Consider the following 18,275-nt stretch of genomic DNA (forward strand, 5'->3'; position numbering starts at 1 on the left):
TAGGTATCTGATTATTTTTGAGTTTTACTAATTTGAGTATTTGTTTTAAATTTATTGTTTTTATGAAAGTAAGAAGTAATTTTACGAATATAAAAATCCACTATTCTTAATAAATAAGAAAAGAGAAAAATATTTGGTCTTACCAATTTTAAGATTGCAATGATTACGTATTTACACACGGTAGACCAATCTTTACATTGTGTTCGCTGGTACGTATAAATTATTAACAAAAAATAATGACAGGAACATAAATTGATATGTGCTAAGTAACTGTTCATTAATAAAAATTAACCTTTTAAATAACGCTGGTATTCATGTTGCTTCCCATAAAGTGACGACACGAAGTTACTTTAATTTGGAACAAGGAAATCATCATGCGTAAATTAAACCATCTTTTTTTGGCGAGCATTTTATTGCTGCCCTCTTTAGTTAGCGCTCAAACCGTAGTAGAAGATACAACCTCTTTATCAGGCGTGTTTTTTACTAGTGTTATTACCGGTGTTGTTGTTGCGGTAGGTATTCAATTTCTTTTAAGTAATTTAGCTATTGCGTCAGGTATAAGTGCTATAGGAGATATTTCCGATAATAGCGATAATAGCTCTAGTAGTAAAAATAGTAGTTCATCACATAATACTAAAAAAACCGGAAGGAAAGTTTCCTCCGCTTTCGGTATTTTTACCATGGTGACTATGTCTATTTCTGTTTTTGTTGCAACATTATTAGCCATCGAAATTAGTGTGGCAGAAAGCCTTTTAAATGGCATGATTTTAGGTGTAGTTATATGGTCGCTGTTTTTTATTAGCACGCTTATTTTAGATGCGAAACTAACATCGTCGATTCTTGGCAATATGATTGGCTATTTACGTAAAGGTGCGGCGGCAATTACAGGTGCTACTGTGAACAGCTTTTCTCAAAGTGACGAAGCAAAGGCCAAAGCGTTTGCAAAAGAAACGGTTAAAGCGGTTCATGATGAAGTGCGTGATGAGTTTAATACCTCAGACATTGATAAGAAAATTAAGCAGTATATCGATAGAACTACCCAGTCGCAGTTTTCAGCGAAAGACTTGCGAAAAGAATTAGAAACGCTAATTAATGAAATCGAAGTAGAGGAACAATACTCTACGGACGATTCTGGTGTTGCGAAAAAGCTCATTCTTGATATCGCGAATCAACGCCCTTCGCTGAACGACGAACAAAAGCAGCAGCTATCTCAAACTTATGATGAAGTAAAAAACACTCTTAAAAAAGAAGGTTCAAACAAGCAAAAAGCAACCGCGCTGTTTGACAAGTTATCTCCAGGCGATGAAGAGAAAGGAAAGCAGTATCGTCAGCAGTTAATTACTTATCTTAATGATTCTGACCAAGAAGCAGTAACACCTGAAACATTGGAAAAAGATCTCAATGACATTTTTGACAATCCTAAAGGTGCATATCGCATTTTATCTAACCGAGCAGCGAATCTAGATAGAGAATCCCTTAAAGGCTTACTGCAGCACCACGATAATATGGATGAGCAAAAGGCGGACAGAGTACTTAAAGCTTATGATTCTGCGATTTCATTTATGCAAAGTAAAACTAGCGCTAGTGAAAATACTTATGAAGAACAGGCAAGTAATTTACCCGCAAAACGTTCAAAGGTAGAGCAACGCATTCAGGCTTGGTTCGATCGTTTAGATAGACCAGAGCTTCAATACCGTAACCTTAAAGCCGACTTCATGGAAATGTTGGATAATCCAAGTCATACACCCGATGTAGTACTAAATCGCGTCAAGAAAATGGACGAAAACTCTATTCGCGCTCTATTAACTAACAATCAGGCTATCAGTGAACAAGATATAGATAACTATATTGCTAAGTATAATGATGCGCGTAATGATCTTCTAAAGAGATACGAAGATGTAAAAGCGGAAACGGCAAAACGTATTAGTGCCCTCAAACAGGCTGCATTAGACGAAGCCGAAGGTGTAAGAGCAACTGCTGCATCGGTAGCTTGGTGGTTGTTTGCCAGTGCTTTGGTGTCGTTATCGAGTGCTGCTATAGCAGGTGCGGTGGCAACAAACCTTATTTAAGCACATGTAAAACCTTAGTAGAGCACTGTATTAAAACGGCAAAGTTTAGCTTTGCCGTTTTTTTCGTGGTTTGAACCTTTGATACAGTAAGCCTACACCAGTTAACGTAAATAGAAGGGCACTGCCAGAGAAAGCAATGAGCCAAGGCGAGTTAAAGTTACTTCTATCTTTATAATCCATAATGTGTAGCATCCACATAAAATCAAAAAGTCGCCATGTGTCGGTACGTACCCGTGAAACGCTGCCTGTATTTGGGTCGATGTAAAACCGGGTATTGAACTCGTCGTTAAAGCTGACCTGCCACAAAGGGGCTGACAAGTTTTGTACTTCTTGCGGTAGCTCAGCTAAACGCTGTGCCTCGACAATGTCACCATCACCTGCATATTGCTTTGTAGCTGCTTTTCGCACAGCTTTTTCCTGAAGTGCGTTCAACCGTTCACCTGTTAAGGCGCTATAGCGATAAGCATTATCGCCATCCATGACATAATAAACTGGGATAGCATCAAGCGAAGATTGTGAGGTATTCACGCGATAGGTAAGAGAAAGCGACGCTGAGCTACTGTGCTCACTTAATATATCTGAAGGGGAGAACGCTGCTTTGTGCCAGGAAGTGATGATACTGTTCTTCAAGTGGTTACCTCTTACTTCATCTATGGGTAACAAGGCCATGACTAAGCCACTTAAAAACCATAGACCTATTTGCACAAACAAAATTAAGCCCAGGTAATTGTGCGCTTTGCGCATAAATTTCATCATCAGGTTTTTTGGTTTTACTAGCAAAAGGCTATAACATCAGAAAACATCAACCGAGTAAATCGATAAAGAGAGTGGTTTTGAAAAAAGCTTTAGTGCTTGTAGACGTACAAAACGTGTATTACACGTGCCGTCAGGCGTACAAACGTAACTTTAATTACAACCAGTTTTGGCGTGAACTTAGCTACAACTTAGATATAACCCATGCTTTTGCATATGCCATCGACAGGGGCGACAGTAAACAGCGTGAATTTCAAAACATTCTTCGCGCTATTGGATTTGAAGTAAAGTTAAAGCCTTTTATTCAGCGCGCCGACGGCTCGGCAAAAGGCGATTGGGATGTAGGTATTACGGTAGATGCACTTGAACATGCCAATGATGTTGATGAGGTCATTCTGGTGTCTGGCGACGGTGATTTCGATATTCTTGTAAATGCTCTTAAAGAAAAAGGGAAAACCGTAACAGTGTACGGCGTTCCCGCATTAACGGCTGAAAGTATTCAAAAAGTGGCGTCTAAGTACGTGCCTATCGACACCGCTCTGTTGCTGTAGTTACTAGTTTTTACCTTGCTGAATGCCGAAACCTTAAGGCAGAGCCAATACGGCTCGCCTATAGATTTACGTTCATGACTACAAGCTAATGAGGCTGTGCTAGTACGACTGTACTAATACGGTTGTACTAGACTTTTACCCCGGCCGCTTTTCTCAGACGCGGCTTCCACACCCTCTTTAGTGCGTTTAATTAAATGCACATCACCAAATCGACGGTTATCAATGGTATAGCCCATGGCTTTAAGCTCATTTACGGTTGTCTCTGTAAACCCGTCGTGCATACGAATAGTGTCTTTTGGCAGTAGCTGGTGATGAAAACGTGGTGAATTTGCGGCTTCTTCGGCACTCATATCGTAAAGTAGGGCATTCAAAAGTGACTGAGCAACTGACGAGATGATAGTAGTGCCGCCCGGCGAACCTGTTACCAGAACTACTTGGTCGTTTTTAGTAACCAGTGTTGGTGTCATAGAAGATAGCATGCGCTTGTAAGGCTCAATCGCATTCGCTTCACCACCTACAGCACCAAAAAAGTTTGGCACACCAGGTTTAGCGCTAAAGTCGTCCATTTCATCGTTCAACAAGAAGCCGGCACCAGTCACAACAACGCCACTACCAAACGTAAGATTGATGGTTGTGGTATTGGCAACGGCGTTACCCCATCTATCCATAATCGAGAAGTGAGTAGTATCTTCGCTCTCTTTCAAGCCCGGCTTTATGCTTGGCGTATCGGAAATGCTGGCAGGCTTAATATCGGCTGCGCGTTCGGTAATGTAGTTAGCGTCTGTGAGCGCTTTTACTGGAACACTAACAAAGTCGGGATCGCCCATGTATTCAGCGCGATCGGCAAACACACGCTTGCCTATTTCAGACATAACGTGAATGTACTCAGTGCTGTTTTGCGCGGGCAAATCGTGGGTTGCATCATAGGCTTCCAGCATGCCAATCCATTGCGCTACGGCAACGCCACCCGAACTTGGAGGGGGAGCGGTAACTAGCTCGTAGCCCTGCCAGTTTAAGTGAAGTGGCGCACGCCACACGGCTTTGTAAGCTTGCAAATCTTCGTAGGTAATAAGGCCGCCATTTTGCTGCATAAAATCAACAATATGTTTTGCTACATCGCCTTTATAAAAGCCGTCTTTGCCCTGTTGCTGAATAGCTTTAAGTGTTTTTGCTAGCTCAGGCTGCTTAAAAGTAGTGCCCGCTTTTGCATCTGCAAAGTATTCACTGAAGTTGTTGTCGATGCCTTTTTCTTGGGCGCGCGAAATATAACGGGCAATGTTATTTGCTAATTTTTCATGCACCACAAAGCCCTGTTCAGCCAAGTTTACTGCTGGCGCAAGTAGGCGCTCCCAATCCAATGTGCCGTATTTTTTGTGTGCCGCCCACATACCCGCAACAGTACCAGGAATACCCGACGCTTTAGCGCCAAACAAAGATTCTTTGTGCTTTACGTTACCTTTTTTATCAAGGTACATGTCGCGGTGAGCCTTTTCAGGCGCCATTTCACGATAATCAAGAAAGTCGGTACTATCTTCAAACTTTATTGTCATAAAGCCACCGCCGCCAACGTTACCCGCCTCTGGCAATGTTACGGCTAAAACAAACTGAGCAGTAATAGCCGCATCAATAGCGTTGCCGCCTTCCTGAAGTACCTGCATAGCAGCATCGGCGCTATAGCTGTCAGGCATGGCAACGGCCTGCTGACTTAAGCCTACGGCATTTTCTCCAACAGTATTAACTGTGTCGTTTGGCGAATGTGAACATGCTGCCACTACCGAAATAAATGCTACTATCATCGAGATAAACCCGATGTTTGCTATCCGTCTTTTCATTAGAAAACTCCTTGCTACAGATATTGCTAACGCCTTGATATTAGCAATCGGCTACCAACAAACCTTAGTCACATGTTTAGCCAAGCATGACTAAGCTTGCTACAAAATAGGCAATAAGCGTAAGTGCGCCGGCAAATAGTGCGTAAGGAAACTGGGTTTTAACGTGCGTTAATACGTCAGTACCCGCTGCTAGCGAAGATACGGCTGTGGTATCGGAAATAGGCGAACAGTGATCGCCAAATATACCGCCACCCAATATAGCGCCAATAACCAAAGAAGGAGGCAACCCTAAACTCTGAATTAGTGGTACACCAATAGGTATAAGGATGGCGAAGGTACCCCATGACGTGCCTGTGGTAAACGACATGATCCCGCCGGCAATAAATAACATGGGAACAATCAGCACCATTGGAAGGTATTCACCCACTATTCCTGCCACAAATACGCCGGTTCCTAGCACCTTAAGGCTATTGCCTAAGGTTAATGAAAGTAACACTATGGTAACTAGGGGGAGTAGTTCACCCATCCCTTTAAAACCGATGTCTACCGCTTCTTTATGAGTAAATCGTTTATGAACGAGAAGCAGACCGTAGGCAATAGCAGTGGCAAGAGCCGTCGCATAAAGAACTGATTTACTGCCGCTGCCTTCAGATAAAACGCCGTTACCTGTCCAGAACATGAAGCCAACCATACTCAATACCATCACCAGCAGCGGAACCAGCATAAATCGCGCTTTAGTGGCGGGCTCAGTCGTGTGATTTACCTCAACATGAGACAGTGCTTTTTCTTCTTCAGCCATAGGGCCGTGCACTTTATCAGTGGAAATTGTGTAAGCCACAATAAGTAAGGTGAAAATAGCGTAAAAGTTAAAAAATACGCTGCCCCATAAAATGGAAGCTGACGAAGCGGGTAGTTCGTAGGCATCGAGTAGGCTGAGTATAAAAGCGCCCCAGCCGTTTAATAAAATCAAAATACAAACTGGCGCGCTGGTGGAATCAATTATGTAAGCTAAACGTGCGCGGCTCATGTTGAAACGATCAAACAACCCTCGGGCGAATATACCAGCAGTAAGCACGCTCAAGTTCGACTCTATGAATACGGCAATACCAGTAAACATCGTTAAGCCGCCTACTTGTTTACGGCTTTTCGCTACGCCCTTATTAACCAGAAAGTTAACGGTTGCCGTTACGCCACCAGAATCACGAATAAAAGCCAGTAGTGCGCCGACTAGAACGGAGAAAATAAGCACCCGCGTGTTCCCTGGGCTAGCAGCGGTATCAACCACACGTTCTATGGCATTAATAGGGGCCATATAGCTGGTTGTGATATCAGCATTAACAAGAATTAAGGCTTCAGCAGACAGTACGGCCAGCGCCAATGCTAAGATAACTTCTTTTTTCCAAAAAACGACGGCAATAGCCACAAGAGGGGGGATGACTGACATCCAATCCATACTTCTTTCCAAACTTAAATTTATGTGTGCTTAGAACCTGCTGCTATAGATTGTTTACCTAAGTTCAGCGTGCCCTACAGGTATGTCTTTTCACGTAGCAAATTATATAAACTAACGCGTAAGAGAAGGTGTGAATACAGTTCAAAGTTGGCGAACATGCTTCTCTCATTTATGCTAGCGTACCGTATTGTGCTCTGTGTTACCAAGGATTAGATAAACATTGTTATTCCAGCAAGTTATTTGTAAAAAGCGTACTTCTGTATTGAGCTTAAGCCATTTTCTTTCAGGCATTTTAGTTTTATTTAGTGTCGGCATTTTTGCTGCTAGCGCAACGGCAAACGCTTTAAACGGCGACACATCTACCCCAAGTGTCACCAATACTGAATTGCCCCCAACTAACGCTAAAAAGGCTAGCGCTAACAAAATCACCGCTAAAAAGGTTGCTGCTAAAAAAGCTGGCGATGAAACGGGTAGCGCGAAAACGATTAGCAGCGAAGCTGTCAGCGCAGTAAAGAACATGCTTGGGCAAAAGATTATTTTGGATTTTCGCTATTTTTGTGAAGATGGTACGCCATCGTCACGCTGTCGCACGCCCATGACCGAAATTCCTCCTTCGCTTTTAAGTGTGCTCAGTACACACAACATAGGCGGCGTTATTTTATTTTCGGAAAACATTCAAAATGCCGAGCAGTTAATTACGCTTAATTACACCATGCAGCGACATATGGTAAATGCAGGTAGACAACCGCTATTCATTGCTGTCGACCAAGAAGGGGGGAGAGTAGCGAGACTGCCTTCAGATATGCTTTCGCCGTTTGCAGGTAACATGGCCATCGGTGCTACCTTTCATCAGCGGGGCCATGCCTTTGCCCAAAGCGTAGCATCGCACATTGGCCAAACGCTGTTACCTTTAGGGGTTAACACTAATTTTGCGCCGTCGGTGGATGTAAATAGTGAGCCAAAGAACCCCGTTATAAACGTACGCAGTTTTTCTGAAAAACCAGAACAGGTGGCGGCACTCGGACAGGCGTTTTTAAGTGCGATGCAAAGTACGGGAGTCTTGGCTGCTATTAAACACTTTCCAGGTCACGGTGATACCCATGTGGACAGTCACAGTGGCTTACCGCAAGTCACGCATACCAAGGCTCAAGCAATGGCAGAGGATGTTCTTCCTTTTGCTAATATAATTAATAGTGCGACCCCGCCGGCAATGGTAATGAGCGCACACATTCAATATCCGTCTTTGGATGATACTGAAATTGCAGACAAGAATGGCAAGCTGCAAATTGTTCCCGCTACCTTGTCGAAAAAGATACTAACCGACATGCTTCGCAAGCAATTAGGGTATAAAGGCCTGGTAGTTACAGATGCGTTAGATATGGCTGGTATTACACAGTTCTTCTCGCATGAAGAAGCACTCGTTCGCGCATTCAGTGCCGGTGCGGATATTGCGCTCATGCCTTTCACCATAAGAAATAAAATGGATATCAACGCATTCTCAAAGCTTTTAGATAATGTGGCAATAAGACTTGTAAACAAGTCATCAGACTCATTTTCAGAAAGCGCTTTCTTGGTGTCTTCCTATAATCGTATTCTCAAAGCAAAACAACAGTTTACTTTAGAAAACTTCGTTTCTAAACCTGTATCTTGGTGGCTTGATGAGGCAAAAGAAAATACAACGATTGATAATCCTAACAGTCTAAAAAACAAAGGAATCCGAATTGAGAAAGCGCTTTCTAAGGCTTCGGTCTCGGTGCTATATGGAAAGGGGAAACTTCCGGTAACATCAACGCGCTGGCTTGCGCTAATGCCTGATGCCGCAAGGTGTTTAGCCTTTGAAAGTGCACTGATACGAGCAAGTTCAAAGAGTACTAATAAGCCCCTAGAATTTGCTTGTCTACCCTTAACGGCATTGCCAAAAAAACAGCTAGCTATGATGCTTTTAAAACAGGCAGAAGTACTAGTGGTGGGTAATATTAATCCGCTTCACGCGAACTACGAGTTAGGTGGGCTTGATCTACCTGAACATATAAAGCATCGCGCAAGTGAATCTGATGTGATGGCATTTAGCAAAATGATGATGACTGCTGCGAAAACACAGAAGAAAACCGTGGTTTTTGCTCCCCTACGTATGCCGTATGAAGCAAATGATCTCAAAAATGTGACAGACATCGCTATTGCAACATTTAGTTATGCGATAAGCATAGACGAGCAAGTTGGTAAGGGTGATAACAAGGTTACCAGCTATAGTCTGAACGCACTGGCCGATGTTTTAGTTGGTAATGCAGTTGCCGAAGGTCGTGCACCAGTTTCGTTAGAGTAGCTTTCTCTATACCTAAAAGCGGCAGTTTGAGCGACAATGTGAAAGGCTAGTTTAAAGGTGTTTCTTTAGCCAACCTTAAAGGAAAACATGTGAATACAGAAAACTTATCAGATACTACGCGAGAATTACTAATGGACTCTGTGTTCAGTACGTTCCTTACATTTGTTCCTCTACTCGTTGCTATAGCATTGGTTGTAAGTACACTCGTTACTCTACATTACCTTTTGCTTGCTAAACAAAGCCACCTTACCAGCGAGCAGAAACTGCCTCGTCAAGTTGGCATGTTAGTACTTACTATTATTGGAGCAGTTGTTATAGCGATGACTCTTCCAGTAAGTGAAAGTACGCGAAATCAAGTTATAGCACTAATCGGTGTACTTATTTCTGGTGTCATTGCTTTTTCATCTACCACGATGGTGGGTAATTTGATGGCAGGAATAGTACTTAGGGTAAACCGCCCCTTTAGGGTCGGTGACTTCATAAAAGTAGAAGGTTATAGCGGGCGCGTTACTGAAATGGGATTGCTTGATGTTGAAATTCAGACGGAGAGCAGAGAGCTAATTGCTTTCGCCAACACGCTTATGGTGAATTCGCCTGTTTCGGTCACGCGTGCTTCTGGTGCAATTGTTAGCGTGGATATTAGCTTAGGCTATGATATTCACCACAGTGTCATTGAAAAGCATCTACTTGCTGCTGCTGAAAATGCAAAGCTGGCAGAGCCTTTTGTACAGGTCATGGGGCTAGGCGATTTCTCTGTAAGCTATCGTATTTCAGGGTTACTAACCGAAGTAAAGAGCTTGCTGAGCGCTCGCTCAAGGCTGCACAAAGCTGTACTTGATGCCTTACACGATTCTGATATTGAAATTGTTTCGCCTAGTTTCATGAACCAGCGTCCTCAGGCCGATGGTTTGAAAAAGATTGCTAAATCGCCCAGCCAAAGCACCAAAGAAGAAGCGTCTCCAGAAGACGTGATTTTTGACAAGGCTGAAGAAGCGGAGCAAAAAGAAAAGAACAAAGGAATGTTAATGCAGACCATTGCCGATATTGATGCAAAAATCGCAGAGAGCGACAGTGAAAATAAAGACGAGCTAAAGCAACAAAAAGCCACAGCAGAAGCTAGACTTGCAACACTGGTAAAAACTAAAACAGAGGAAGGTTAGTTTTCACTAACTTTTTTAAGACTTGTGATATAAGCCTTAAGGGATAAGTAAGTATTTACTTTAATGTTAACCCTTTCAATGCTCGCTGATCGTGCCTCCCGATTTTGTCTATCTAACAGCTTGTTAAATTAGCAAGGCTACGTGAGTTATTCTTGACGTCGTTCGATGTCTTCATAAAGTAGATATGGCTTTCTTTTTTCTCTGAACGCACTCAAACTCTTTTGCCAACTTTGGCGAATCTTAGCATATGTTTTCCCGGTTTGGATTTGATTCCTTAGTGCATCAGTACCCGCCAATTTATCGAAAAATTCTGGGCGTGTGAAAAATGTTTCTGTAGAACTTCCACTAACGGTGGCAATACGGTTGTATTCAGAAAAGCGAGAATAGGCATTAATCAAGGTTTCTATTTCCAATCCGCTAACTGGTGAACCTTCTCTATTCTGTAACTTAAGGCTTGAGTTTTCCAAGTCCATAAGATCTGCGCGGGTAAAAACGTGAGCATTTAGTAAAGTGTTTTCATGTTTAGGGTAAGGCGCTGCACTATTTGCTTTTACCAGTATTTGAGATTCACCGAATTCGATATTAGGGTGACCAACAAGCTGAAATGGGAAGTCAGTGCCACGGCCAATACTGACATCGGTTCCCTCGAAAAAGCATAGCGTGGGGTATAGCTGGATAGACAAATCGTTTGGTAAGTTAGGACTAGGTGCCACCGGCAGGGAATAGTGCGCAGTGCGTTCATAGTCCTCTACCGGCACTACGGTAAGTTTTGCTTGGTTGTAGTTAGTTGCCTCAATATCTAACCAGCGCTCTCCAACGATCATTTGAGCAAGTTCACCTAATGTCATGCCGTGCAAAACGGGAATAGGGTGCATGCCAATAAACGATGAAAATGCTGGCTTTAGCACTGGGCCGTCGACATATCGGCCATTAGGGTTTGGTCTATCTAGCACCACAACTTGAATGCCTTGGGCAAAAGCGGCTTCCATTACATAGTGCAACGTACTTAAGTATGTGTAAAAACGTACGCCCACATCCTGAATATCGAAAACAATTATGTCGGTATTTTCCAGCATAGCCGTCGTGGGCTTTTTAGTTGCCCCGTAAAGCGAATGAATAGGTAAACCCGTTTTAGCGTCAATATCGCTATTTACCTTTTCACCTGCGCCTTTATCCCCCCTAAATCCGTGCTCGGGTGACATAATACTTACTAGGTCAACATTACGTTGTAATAAGGCATCCACCAAATGCTGATAGGGTTGGTTTGCTTTTATCGTTCCTGAAGGACCAGTTATCTCGTTATTTCTAACCAAATCATCTCTAACTAAAGAGCTTTGGTTTACTACCAAACTAACTCGCTTACCTTCTAACAAAGGGAGGTATCTTGAATAGCGTTCAGCACCTACAGCAAGTTGATTGGCGTTTAAGTCTTCATTAGCCAGCCCACTTTGTTTTGCTTTTAAACTGTCACCATCAGTTGTATATACATGTGTAGATAAGCTGTTTTGCGCACATGAGGTCAAGAAGGAAAAACTGACCAGTAAGGTAAGCGCGATAATCAATGCGCTCTTTGTATGACGTGTAATATTTGTGCTCATATTGGCTAAACCTGAATCCCCTTATTGCAGTCCCTTATTGCAGAGAAGCGCCTTAGCTATTTACTTTCTACTACGGCTTTACGTAAGTAGCCATCGTTAGCACTTAGCTGTGCGGCTGCCTGCTCTGCGGTTTGCCCTGTTAGTACCATTAGAATGGCGACCTTTGCTTTGTTGTTGCATGCACTAAGCGCTGCTAAAGCGGCATCTTCACTACAGTCGGTAGCCTGCATAACAATGCGAAGAGCACGAGCTTTTAGTTTTTCGTTAGTAGCATTCACATCTACCATCAAATTTTGGTAGGTTTTTCCCAGCTTAATCATAGCGCTGGTGCTAATCATATTAAGTACAAGCTTTTGTGCCGTACCCGACTTCATACGTGTACTGCCGGTAAGTGCTTCAGGGCCGACAACGGGGCATATGGCCGTGTCAACACTTTCAAAAATAGCTGCGTTAGGGCTACAAGCAATTGCGCCGGTAAAGCAGCCAAGGGAACGGGCATATTCCAATGCTCCACTTACATAGGGCGTGCGACCGCTAGCTGAAATACCAATAACTGTATCGTTCTGCGTTAGTGATAAACTTTCAAGGTCAGTTCGACCTGCATTAAAATCGTCCTCTGCGCCTTCAACTGCGTGCTGAACGGCCTTCTCTCCGCCGGCTATTACACCCACAACCATTTCATCGGGTACACTAAAGGTAGGGCGACACTCAACTGCGTCAAGAATGCCCAGCCTACCGCTGGTACCTGCACCGATATAAATAAGTCTTCCGCCGTTTTTAATGCTGATAGTTGCGGCATCAACCGCTTTCGCTATTTGGGGTATTTGAAGTGCTACCGCGTTTGCGACTTTAGCATCCTCGGCGTTAAGGCGGGAAAGAATGCCTTGGGTACTTAACGTGTCTATATCCAAGGTATCGGGGTTTCTGCCTTCTGAGACGACTTCATTCAGTGATTTAGCTAATTCATTCACGGTGGGAGTATCAACTGCCGCTTTGTTTTTAATACGGGTGTTTGCGGGCAAATCTGAAGTAGAAGGGTTGTGCGAAGACATGATAAACCTTGAAGCGACGAAATGATTATAATAAGCGAGCGCAAAGCATAACGGTATTTTAAACCATAAGAAACCTTGCGTTAGACAGTCGTTTTTTCAATATTAATCCTGCGCCCTTAATGCGCTTCTCGTGGTACACTTCGGCTTTATATGTTTCCCCATTAAACATTTAAGGAACGTGTTTTTCAGTGAGCCGACAAACGCAAGCTATTATTCATGCTGACGCCATTTTACATAATTTCAAAGCCCTTGCCGCTTTAGCGCCATCAAGCCAATCTATGGCGGTGGTGAAAGCTGATGCCTATGGTCATGGAGCCGTAAATGTGGCGCGTATTCTTCAGCATGTTTCTTCGCGTTTTGCTGTAGCTATTATCGAAGAAGCTATTGCCCTTCGCGATGCGGGAATTACCGCGCCAATTGTTGTTTTAGAAGGGGCTCATCAAGCAAAAGAGTGCCAAATGGCGTTTCAGCATAACTGCATTTTGGTTATGCATTGTGAAGAACAGCTTGCATGGCTAGAAAAATGCCCTGAACAACAACGCCCCCACATTTGGTTGAAAGTAGATAGCGGTATGCATCGCTTAGGCTTTGCGCTTTCAAAAATCGAAGAGATTACTGACAAATATCGACATCTATTAAGTGATAACACGGTTATTGCTACACACTTTGCATGTGCCGATGATGTGGATAACAGTTTCACCCATACTCAAATGAGTGGGTTTAATCAGGTTGCTGAAAAGCTGGGCTTACCTACTAGCGTGGCTAACTCTCCGGCTACGGTAAATTGGCCGGCAAGTCGAAATGCATGGAACCGGTTGGGAGTGGGCATTTACGGTGGTGCGGTTTCAACCTCGCAGAACGTTGATGTTGAAATGTATCCTGCCATGACCCTTCGCTCAAGCGTACTGGCTGTGCGAACTATATCGGCAGGCGAGGGTATCGGGTACGGGCAAACCTGGGTGGCGAATAAAACCAGCAAAATTGCAACCGTAGGTATTGGTTATGCCGACGGCTACCCTAGGCATTGTAAAAACGGTACGCCAGTCATGGTTAGGGGTAAGCGCGCTTATTTGGCTGGTCGCGTATCTATGGACATGATCACCATTGATGTGACCCATATCGACAACGTAGCTGTGGGCGATGAAGTAGAGCTGTGGGGACAGAATGTATCTATTCAGGAAGTTGCAGCCAATGCTGATACCATCGACTACGAATTAATGACGCGAGTTTCTCAGCGTGTACCGCGCATTGTGAAATACCTTTAGTTATCAACGCAATGCCATTTTGAGCAATCTTTATACAATACCAGTCCGCACAGATAATTACCCACTCAGCGAGAGTTAAAATGTTCGTAATCGCGACGTGTTACCGCAGATATAGTGGTTCTATATCAAGGTGACACAACAAAGAGTACGGGCATTTTAAACTCGCCCTTCGGGAAGGTCTGGCAAGCTTCCTAGCTACATTCTGGGAATTTGAAAGGGAACAGCTATTCCTGCATTCCCACGCTTTGCTAGGAAACTTGCCAGCGCCTTCTGAGTGGGCAATGATCTGTGCGGATTGGTATAATTTAATAAAGCACTATTCATTAAAAGAATGAGACTTTTACCCTCAATTTGGGTTTTACTGTTGTAGCTTAGTGATGGGATTGCGGCGAATATTTCGCCTCCAACTGTTCTGAGCATAAACTCATAAGTGAGGTTTGTATGCGTACTTCGTTTTCTCGACCGAGAGTGAATCGTGGAGTAGTTAGTCGACCGTCAAGACCTGTTCAAAAGAAGTAATAGGTTTGTTGTAGGCGTCAAGGAATACAAATAAAAGATACAATAAAGCCCGGTTAGGTTTGCCTAACCGGGCTTTCTATTAACTACTTATGTGCACCGTTAAGTACTTTCAGCTTGCCGGTATCTGTTTACACGCTTGAGCTTTTAAACGTAAACGCAAAACCATAAGAACTGACTACCAACTTAGCCGTTTTGGGCGCGAAGCTCGCTGTCTATGCTGTTATGCTCATTGCTATCCACACGCTTCGCGTCAGCCTTTTTTGATTCTGTTTTAGCCTTGTCTGAACTGTCTTCGCCGAGTACTGGGAAGTAACGCTCAGGTCTATGGTTGAGCGAAATTACCATATTTAAACAAAACGCCGCGAGTATCGAGATAAGCACTAATGGCCACGAAATAAAAAACAGTGCGCTAAGCAATATGCAGCTATCTACAGTTAACTGGAAAGTCCCAGCTCTGATATTAAAGCGTTGCTGTAAGTAAAAGGCCATAATACCAACGCCGCCTAGGCTAGAGCTGTGACGGAACATCATCAGCATGCCTACACCAATTAAAATTCCGCCAAATACCGCTGCGAAAAACGGGTTAACGTGGCTAATATCTACAAATGCCGGAATTTGCTCGGTTAACACTGAAACAGTGGTAACAGAGATAAACGTATTGATGGTGAAACGTTTACTAATTTGCGTCCACGCTAGAGTATAAAAAGGTAGGTTAATCAAAAAGAATAACAAGCCGAAGTCCATGTCGAAAGCATAGGTACCTAATAGCGCAAGACCTGCCGCGCCACCTACCATTAGGTCTTGAGACTGAAAAAGATATACGCCAAAAGCAACAAACAAGCCGGCGCTTATCAGGGCGAAAACATCCTCGATGACACTGTGTTTTGTTTTTTGCATAAAAAAGAGTTTGCGTTAAGAAGACACAGCGTAATTATACGTTTACAGCACATTCGGTGACAGCAAGATGAAAAGTTAAGTCAGTACGATAAAAGTAAGAAGGTAAGTTTGCCTTTACGACTTTTAGCGCTTCGGTGAATAGGGTGTTGCGGCAATGTAAACGCTGCACCAAGGTGGTTCAGTTTTATAACTTGAAAAGCGCAATGCGCTCTTAATATTTATAGGCTGTATGATTATTCAACAATAGAGAACACTACAATATCTTGCTTATTAAATTCTACACTGCACTTCATGATTCCTAAATGCAGTGGACTATATGCTTCAATTTTGCTGCCATTTGCTACAAACTCAGTATCCCACAACAATAAGTCTGCGGTGTTAAGCTGGCGTTCAACGCTTTTTTTCGACACCCCTGGCGTAAAGTTGTCGCAAAGAATAATGACCTCACGTCTTGCTTCAATCCAGTAAAAGGTAGTGGTGATCAACAGTGCTATCGCCGCTATTGCAACAACATCTGCAACAATAGAACGTTTCATGGCCTGCACGTTTTACTTCTCCTCTACGTCTTTACTGTGAATGATAAAACCTTGTGATACAAAATGCGCTATAAGCAAGGTGCACCTGTATAAAGTGCTATTCAGAGGTTTGGATCAAATCCCACTTATTGCCAAACCTATCTTTAAAGATGGCTACCGTACCATAAACTTCTTCACGGGGAGTTTCTAAAAACACCACGCCTTTACTTTGCATTTCGTTAAAGTCGCGCCAAAAGTCATCGGTATTTAAAATTAAAAATACTTTGCCTGCGGCTTGGTTACCAATAAGCGCTAATTCAACGTCGTTTTTAGCTTGTGCTAGCAGCAAGCTGGCTGAACTGTTTGGCGGCGTTACTAACACAAAGCGCGAGTCTTCTCCGGTTGCTTTATCTTCAGTTAAGGTGAAATTTAAAACCGTTGTGAAGTACTCAATTGCGTTGTCGTAGTCGTCTACAAAGAAGGTAATCGCCGAAAGGTGCTGTCTCATAAATGTAGTTCAGTTCAAATTGGTTAAGTGAACTCGGCATACTACCTAAAAGCTCACCGAGCTGAAATGCGGATTATCAGTTATTGCATGAAGTTGAGCGATTTCATTAAGGGCAATATTTTCTACATTACCGTTAATGCGCATTTGTATACATTCTGTTGGCGCGTCACCGTGTTTATCTATAACGGTATTTAGTGCCTTGCCGTTTTTTAGTTCCCCACTTTTTAATACGGCGCTTACCTCAAGTTTATACATGCAGGCTATTTCTATGTAGTCATAAAGCTGACAGGCTATATTCACAGGCTTTCCTATAGTTGCTTTTAAAGTGTTGCTCAAATTTTAGATAAGCCCTGGCGTTCACGGCAAAAACTTCTTTATTTACCGTACATTCATTCCACTTCACTTTAAACATTCGACTGCCAATGTTTAAATGCCGCCGCCTATCGGGGCGGCGAAGTTTCTCAACTCAAATCACAGAAGTCAGACCTTAACAAATGATCTTTTTTTAAGGTTTGCTCAGTATTGTAAGTACTGAAGGATTTATTTTGGTGCACGAAATTCCTAAGCGCTTAAACGCCCCTTTACTCATTAGAGGCAATTTTTAGCAAAGGGTTCCCGCCAAAAATTCAATACAGGAACAGTAATGAACAAGCTACTATCCGCATTTTCTTTAGTTTCAATTGCTACATGCGCTTCGAGCGGCGTAAAAGCCGACGAACTCCCCTTTAATTTGAGCGGTCACGTAAGGGTTAATTACGGACATCAAGATTGGCAAATTCCCGAGTTTAGAGATGGTTTTGAGTTCGAATCATTCAAGCTTGGCGTATCCGGCGAGTCAGATCAGTTTAGCTATAAAGCAGAGTACCGCTGGTACGAAAATACCGATTTTGATACCGTTCGCTTCGCTGATCTTACTTATCATTTTGATGATCAAACCGAAATTACCGCAGGTATAACGCAAACCCCGTTTGGTCTACAGCCCTTTGCCAGTAACAACTTTTGGTTTTCAGTTAATTACTATCTTGGCTTCGAAGATGACTACGATGCTGGGGTCAAAATCAATCACGACTGGGGTAAATGGGATTTTCAAGCCGCTTACTTTATGAATGATGAGTACAATGACGCAGCCGAATTTGGTCGTTACTCATTTGATGTAGCAGATGACGGGGAATACCGAAATAAAGAAGACGGGCAGTACAATCTACGTGCTAACTACTCTGCGAATTTTATTCGCGGTGCCACTACCGATATCGGCGTGTCGTATCAGTACGGTAACATTTTAAACTTAGATACATTAGACGATGGCGATATGAATGCTTATGCCGTTCATATGCGTCACACTCAAGGTGACGTAAAAGTTGAGTTACAGTATATCGACTATGAATACGATTTAGCTGCACCTGAAGGGCAGGCTGATGACCGTATAGCGCTATCGTCTTTTACCTTTCCTTTCTTGGCGGCTGCTGACGGCAAAACTTATTCAGCAAACCTTGTGTACTCGGTGCCCTATAAGTTTACGCATATAGAGTCACTTACCTGCTATTCAGAATACAGTGTTGCCAAAGGCGAAGGAAATGAAGGGAAAAACTCTTCACAGTGGATAAATGGCTGTAGCTTTGGCTGGGATAAATTGTTTGTATATGTAGATAGTATCCAAGGCAAAAACATGTGGTTTTCAGGCGGACCTGGCGTAGGGCTAGACTTAGGCGGTAGACAAGAAACTACCCACAGGTTGAACATAAACCTTGGCATTTACTTCTAATTAATAACAGGACTTTGA

General features: G+C 43.1%; 15 protein-coding genes. 6 read left to right on the forward strand and 9 right to left on the reverse strand.

The window, feature by feature from the left end; translation table 11 throughout:
• Positions 1–374: 374 nt before the first annotated feature.
• Complete coding sequence (locus ACYTPF_RS18920) at positions 375–2,069, forward strand: hypothetical protein (protein WP_461853290.1); 1,695 nt, start codon at positions 375–377, stop codon at positions 2,067–2,069.
• Positions 2,070–2,114: 45 nt separating this feature from the next.
• Here the strand turns inward: ACYTPF_RS18920 and ACYTPF_RS18925 are convergent, their stop codons facing one another.
• On the reverse strand, positions 2,115–2,813 hold the full coding sequence (locus tag ACYTPF_RS18925) for a PepSY domain-containing protein (protein ID WP_461853291.1): 699 nt from the start codon (positions 2,811–2,813) through the stop codon (positions 2,115–2,117).
• Positions 2,814–2,902: 89 nt separating this feature from the next.
• Here ACYTPF_RS18925 and ACYTPF_RS18930 point away from each other — a divergent pair, with 89 nt between their 5' ends.
• Complete coding sequence (locus ACYTPF_RS18930) at positions 2,903–3,373, forward strand: LabA-like NYN domain-containing protein (RefSeq protein ID WP_269918242.1); 471 nt, start codon at positions 2,903–2,905, stop codon at positions 3,371–3,373.
• 113 nt (positions 3,374–3,486) lie between these two features.
• Here ACYTPF_RS18930 and ggt read toward each other — a convergent pair whose 3' ends face one another.
• Together ggt and ACYTPF_RS18940 are read right to left on the reverse strand one after the other, a co-directional pair.
• A complete protein-coding gene (gene ggt, locus ACYTPF_RS18935) occupies positions 3,487–5,205 on the reverse strand; it encodes a gamma-glutamyltransferase (protein WP_461853292.1) in 1,719 nt (572 codons plus the stop codon).
• 76 nt (positions 5,206–5,281) lie between these two features.
• Positions 5,282–6,658, reverse strand: a complete 1,377-nt coding sequence (locus ACYTPF_RS18940; protein ID WP_461853293.1) for a Na+/H+ antiporter NhaC family protein — start codon at positions 6,656–6,658, stop codon at positions 5,282–5,284.
• Positions 6,659–6,878: 220 nt separating this feature from the next.
• On the opposite strand from ACYTPF_RS18940, the gene ACYTPF_RS18945 reads away from it, so the two are divergent.
• Together ACYTPF_RS18945 and ACYTPF_RS18950 are read left to right on the forward strand one after the other, a co-directional pair.
• Positions 6,879–8,981, forward strand: a complete 2,103-nt coding sequence (locus ACYTPF_RS18945) for a glycoside hydrolase family 3 N-terminal domain-containing protein (protein ID WP_461853294.1) — start codon at positions 6,879–6,881, stop codon at positions 8,979–8,981.
• A gap of 89 nt (positions 8,982–9,070) precedes the next feature.
• Positions 9,071–10,141 carry a mechanosensitive ion channel family protein gene (locus ACYTPF_RS18950; RefSeq protein ID WP_461853295.1) on the forward strand — a complete coding sequence of 357 codons (1,071 nt, stop codon included), beginning with the start codon at positions 9,071–9,073 and terminating at the stop codon, positions 10,139–10,141.
• Between the two features lie 146 nt (positions 10,142–10,287).
• Here the strand turns inward: ACYTPF_RS18950 and ACYTPF_RS18955 are convergent, their stop codons facing one another.
• Complete coding sequence (locus ACYTPF_RS18955) at positions 10,288–11,739, reverse strand: exo-beta-N-acetylmuramidase NamZ family protein (RefSeq protein WP_461853296.1); 1,452 nt, start codon at positions 11,737–11,739, stop codon at positions 10,288–10,290.
• Positions 11,740–11,795: 56 nt separating this feature from the next.
• Positions 11,796–12,791 (reverse strand): N-acetylmuramic acid 6-phosphate etherase, encoded by a 996-nt coding sequence (gene murQ, locus ACYTPF_RS18960; protein ID WP_461853297.1) that lies wholly within the window; start codon positions 12,789–12,791, stop codon positions 11,796–11,798.
• Positions 12,792–12,979: 188 nt separating this feature from the next.
• On the opposite strand from murQ, the gene alr reads away from it, so the two are divergent.
• Positions 12,980–14,056 (forward strand): alanine racemase, encoded by a 1,077-nt coding sequence (alr, locus tag ACYTPF_RS18965; protein ID WP_461853298.1) that lies wholly within the window; start codon positions 12,980–12,982, stop codon positions 14,054–14,056.
• A gap of 702 nt (positions 14,057–14,758) precedes the next feature.
• Here alr and ACYTPF_RS18970 read toward each other — a convergent pair.
• The 4 genes from ACYTPF_RS18970 to ACYTPF_RS18985 form a co-directional block, all read right to left on the reverse strand.
• Positions 14,759–15,472 carry a YitT family protein gene (locus tag ACYTPF_RS18970; RefSeq protein WP_179982233.1) on the reverse strand — a complete coding sequence of 238 codons (714 nt, stop codon included), beginning with the start codon at positions 15,470–15,472 and terminating at the stop codon, positions 14,759–14,761.
• Positions 15,473–15,705: 233 nt separating this feature from the next.
• Complete coding sequence (locus ACYTPF_RS18975) at positions 15,706–16,017, reverse strand: hypothetical protein (RefSeq protein WP_461853299.1); 312 nt, start codon at positions 16,015–16,017, stop codon at positions 15,706–15,708.
• A gap of 88 nt (positions 16,018–16,105) precedes the next feature.
• Positions 16,106–16,495, reverse strand: coding sequence for a VOC family protein (locus tag ACYTPF_RS18980; protein ID WP_461853300.1), 390 nt, complete (start codon positions 16,493–16,495; stop codon positions 16,106–16,108).
• Positions 16,496–16,540: 45 nt separating this feature from the next.
• Positions 16,541–16,795, reverse strand: coding sequence for a Rho-binding antiterminator (locus tag ACYTPF_RS18985; protein ID WP_461853301.1), 255 nt, complete (start codon positions 16,793–16,795; stop codon positions 16,541–16,543).
• 343 nt (positions 16,796–17,138) lie between these two features.
• On the opposite strand from ACYTPF_RS18985, the gene ACYTPF_RS18990 reads away from it, so the two are divergent.
• Positions 17,139–18,257 carry a TonB-dependent receptor gene (locus tag ACYTPF_RS18990; protein ID WP_179982237.1) on the forward strand — a complete coding sequence of 373 codons (1,119 nt, stop codon included), beginning with the start codon at positions 17,139–17,141 and terminating at the stop codon, positions 18,255–18,257.
• The last annotated feature ends 18 nt before the right edge of the window (positions 18,258–18,275 follow it).

This window comes from Alteromonas sp. HB246098, from assembly GCF_054890645.1.

Bases quoted from the DNA above. Each gene is read 5' to 3' on its own strand.
- ACYTPF_RS18920 (WP_461853290.1), top strand. From the start codon at position 375: ATGCGTAAATTAAACCATCTTTTTTTGGCGAGCATTTTATTGCTGCCC.
- ACYTPF_RS18925 (WP_461853291.1), bottom strand. From the start codon at position 2,813: ATGCGCAAAGCGCACAATTACCTGGGCTTAATTTTGTTTGTGCAAATA.
- ggt (WP_461853292.1), bottom strand. From the start codon at position 5,205: ATGAAAAGACGGATAGCAAACATCGGGTTTATCTCGATGATAGTAGCA.
- ACYTPF_RS18940 (WP_461853293.1), bottom strand. From the start codon at position 6,658: ATGGATTGGATGTCAGTCATCCCCCCTCTTGTGGCTATTGCCGTCGTT.
- ACYTPF_RS18955 (WP_461853296.1), bottom strand. From the start codon at position 11,739: ATGAGCACAAATATTACACGTCATACAAAGAGCGCATTGATTATCGCG.
- murQ (WP_461853297.1), bottom strand. From the start codon at position 12,791: ATGTCTTCGCACAACCCTTCTACTTCAGATTTGCCCGCAAACACCCGT.
- ACYTPF_RS18970 (WP_179982233.1), bottom strand. From the start codon at position 15,472: ATGCAAAAAACAAAACACAGTGTCATCGAGGATGTTTTCGCCCTGATA.
- ACYTPF_RS18980 (WP_461853300.1), bottom strand. From the start codon at position 16,495: ATGAGACAGCACCTTTCGGCGATTACCTTCTTTGTAGACGACTACGAC.
- ACYTPF_RS18990 (WP_179982237.1), top strand. From the start codon at position 17,139: ATGAACAAGCTACTATCCGCATTTTCTTTAGTTTCAATTGCTACATGC.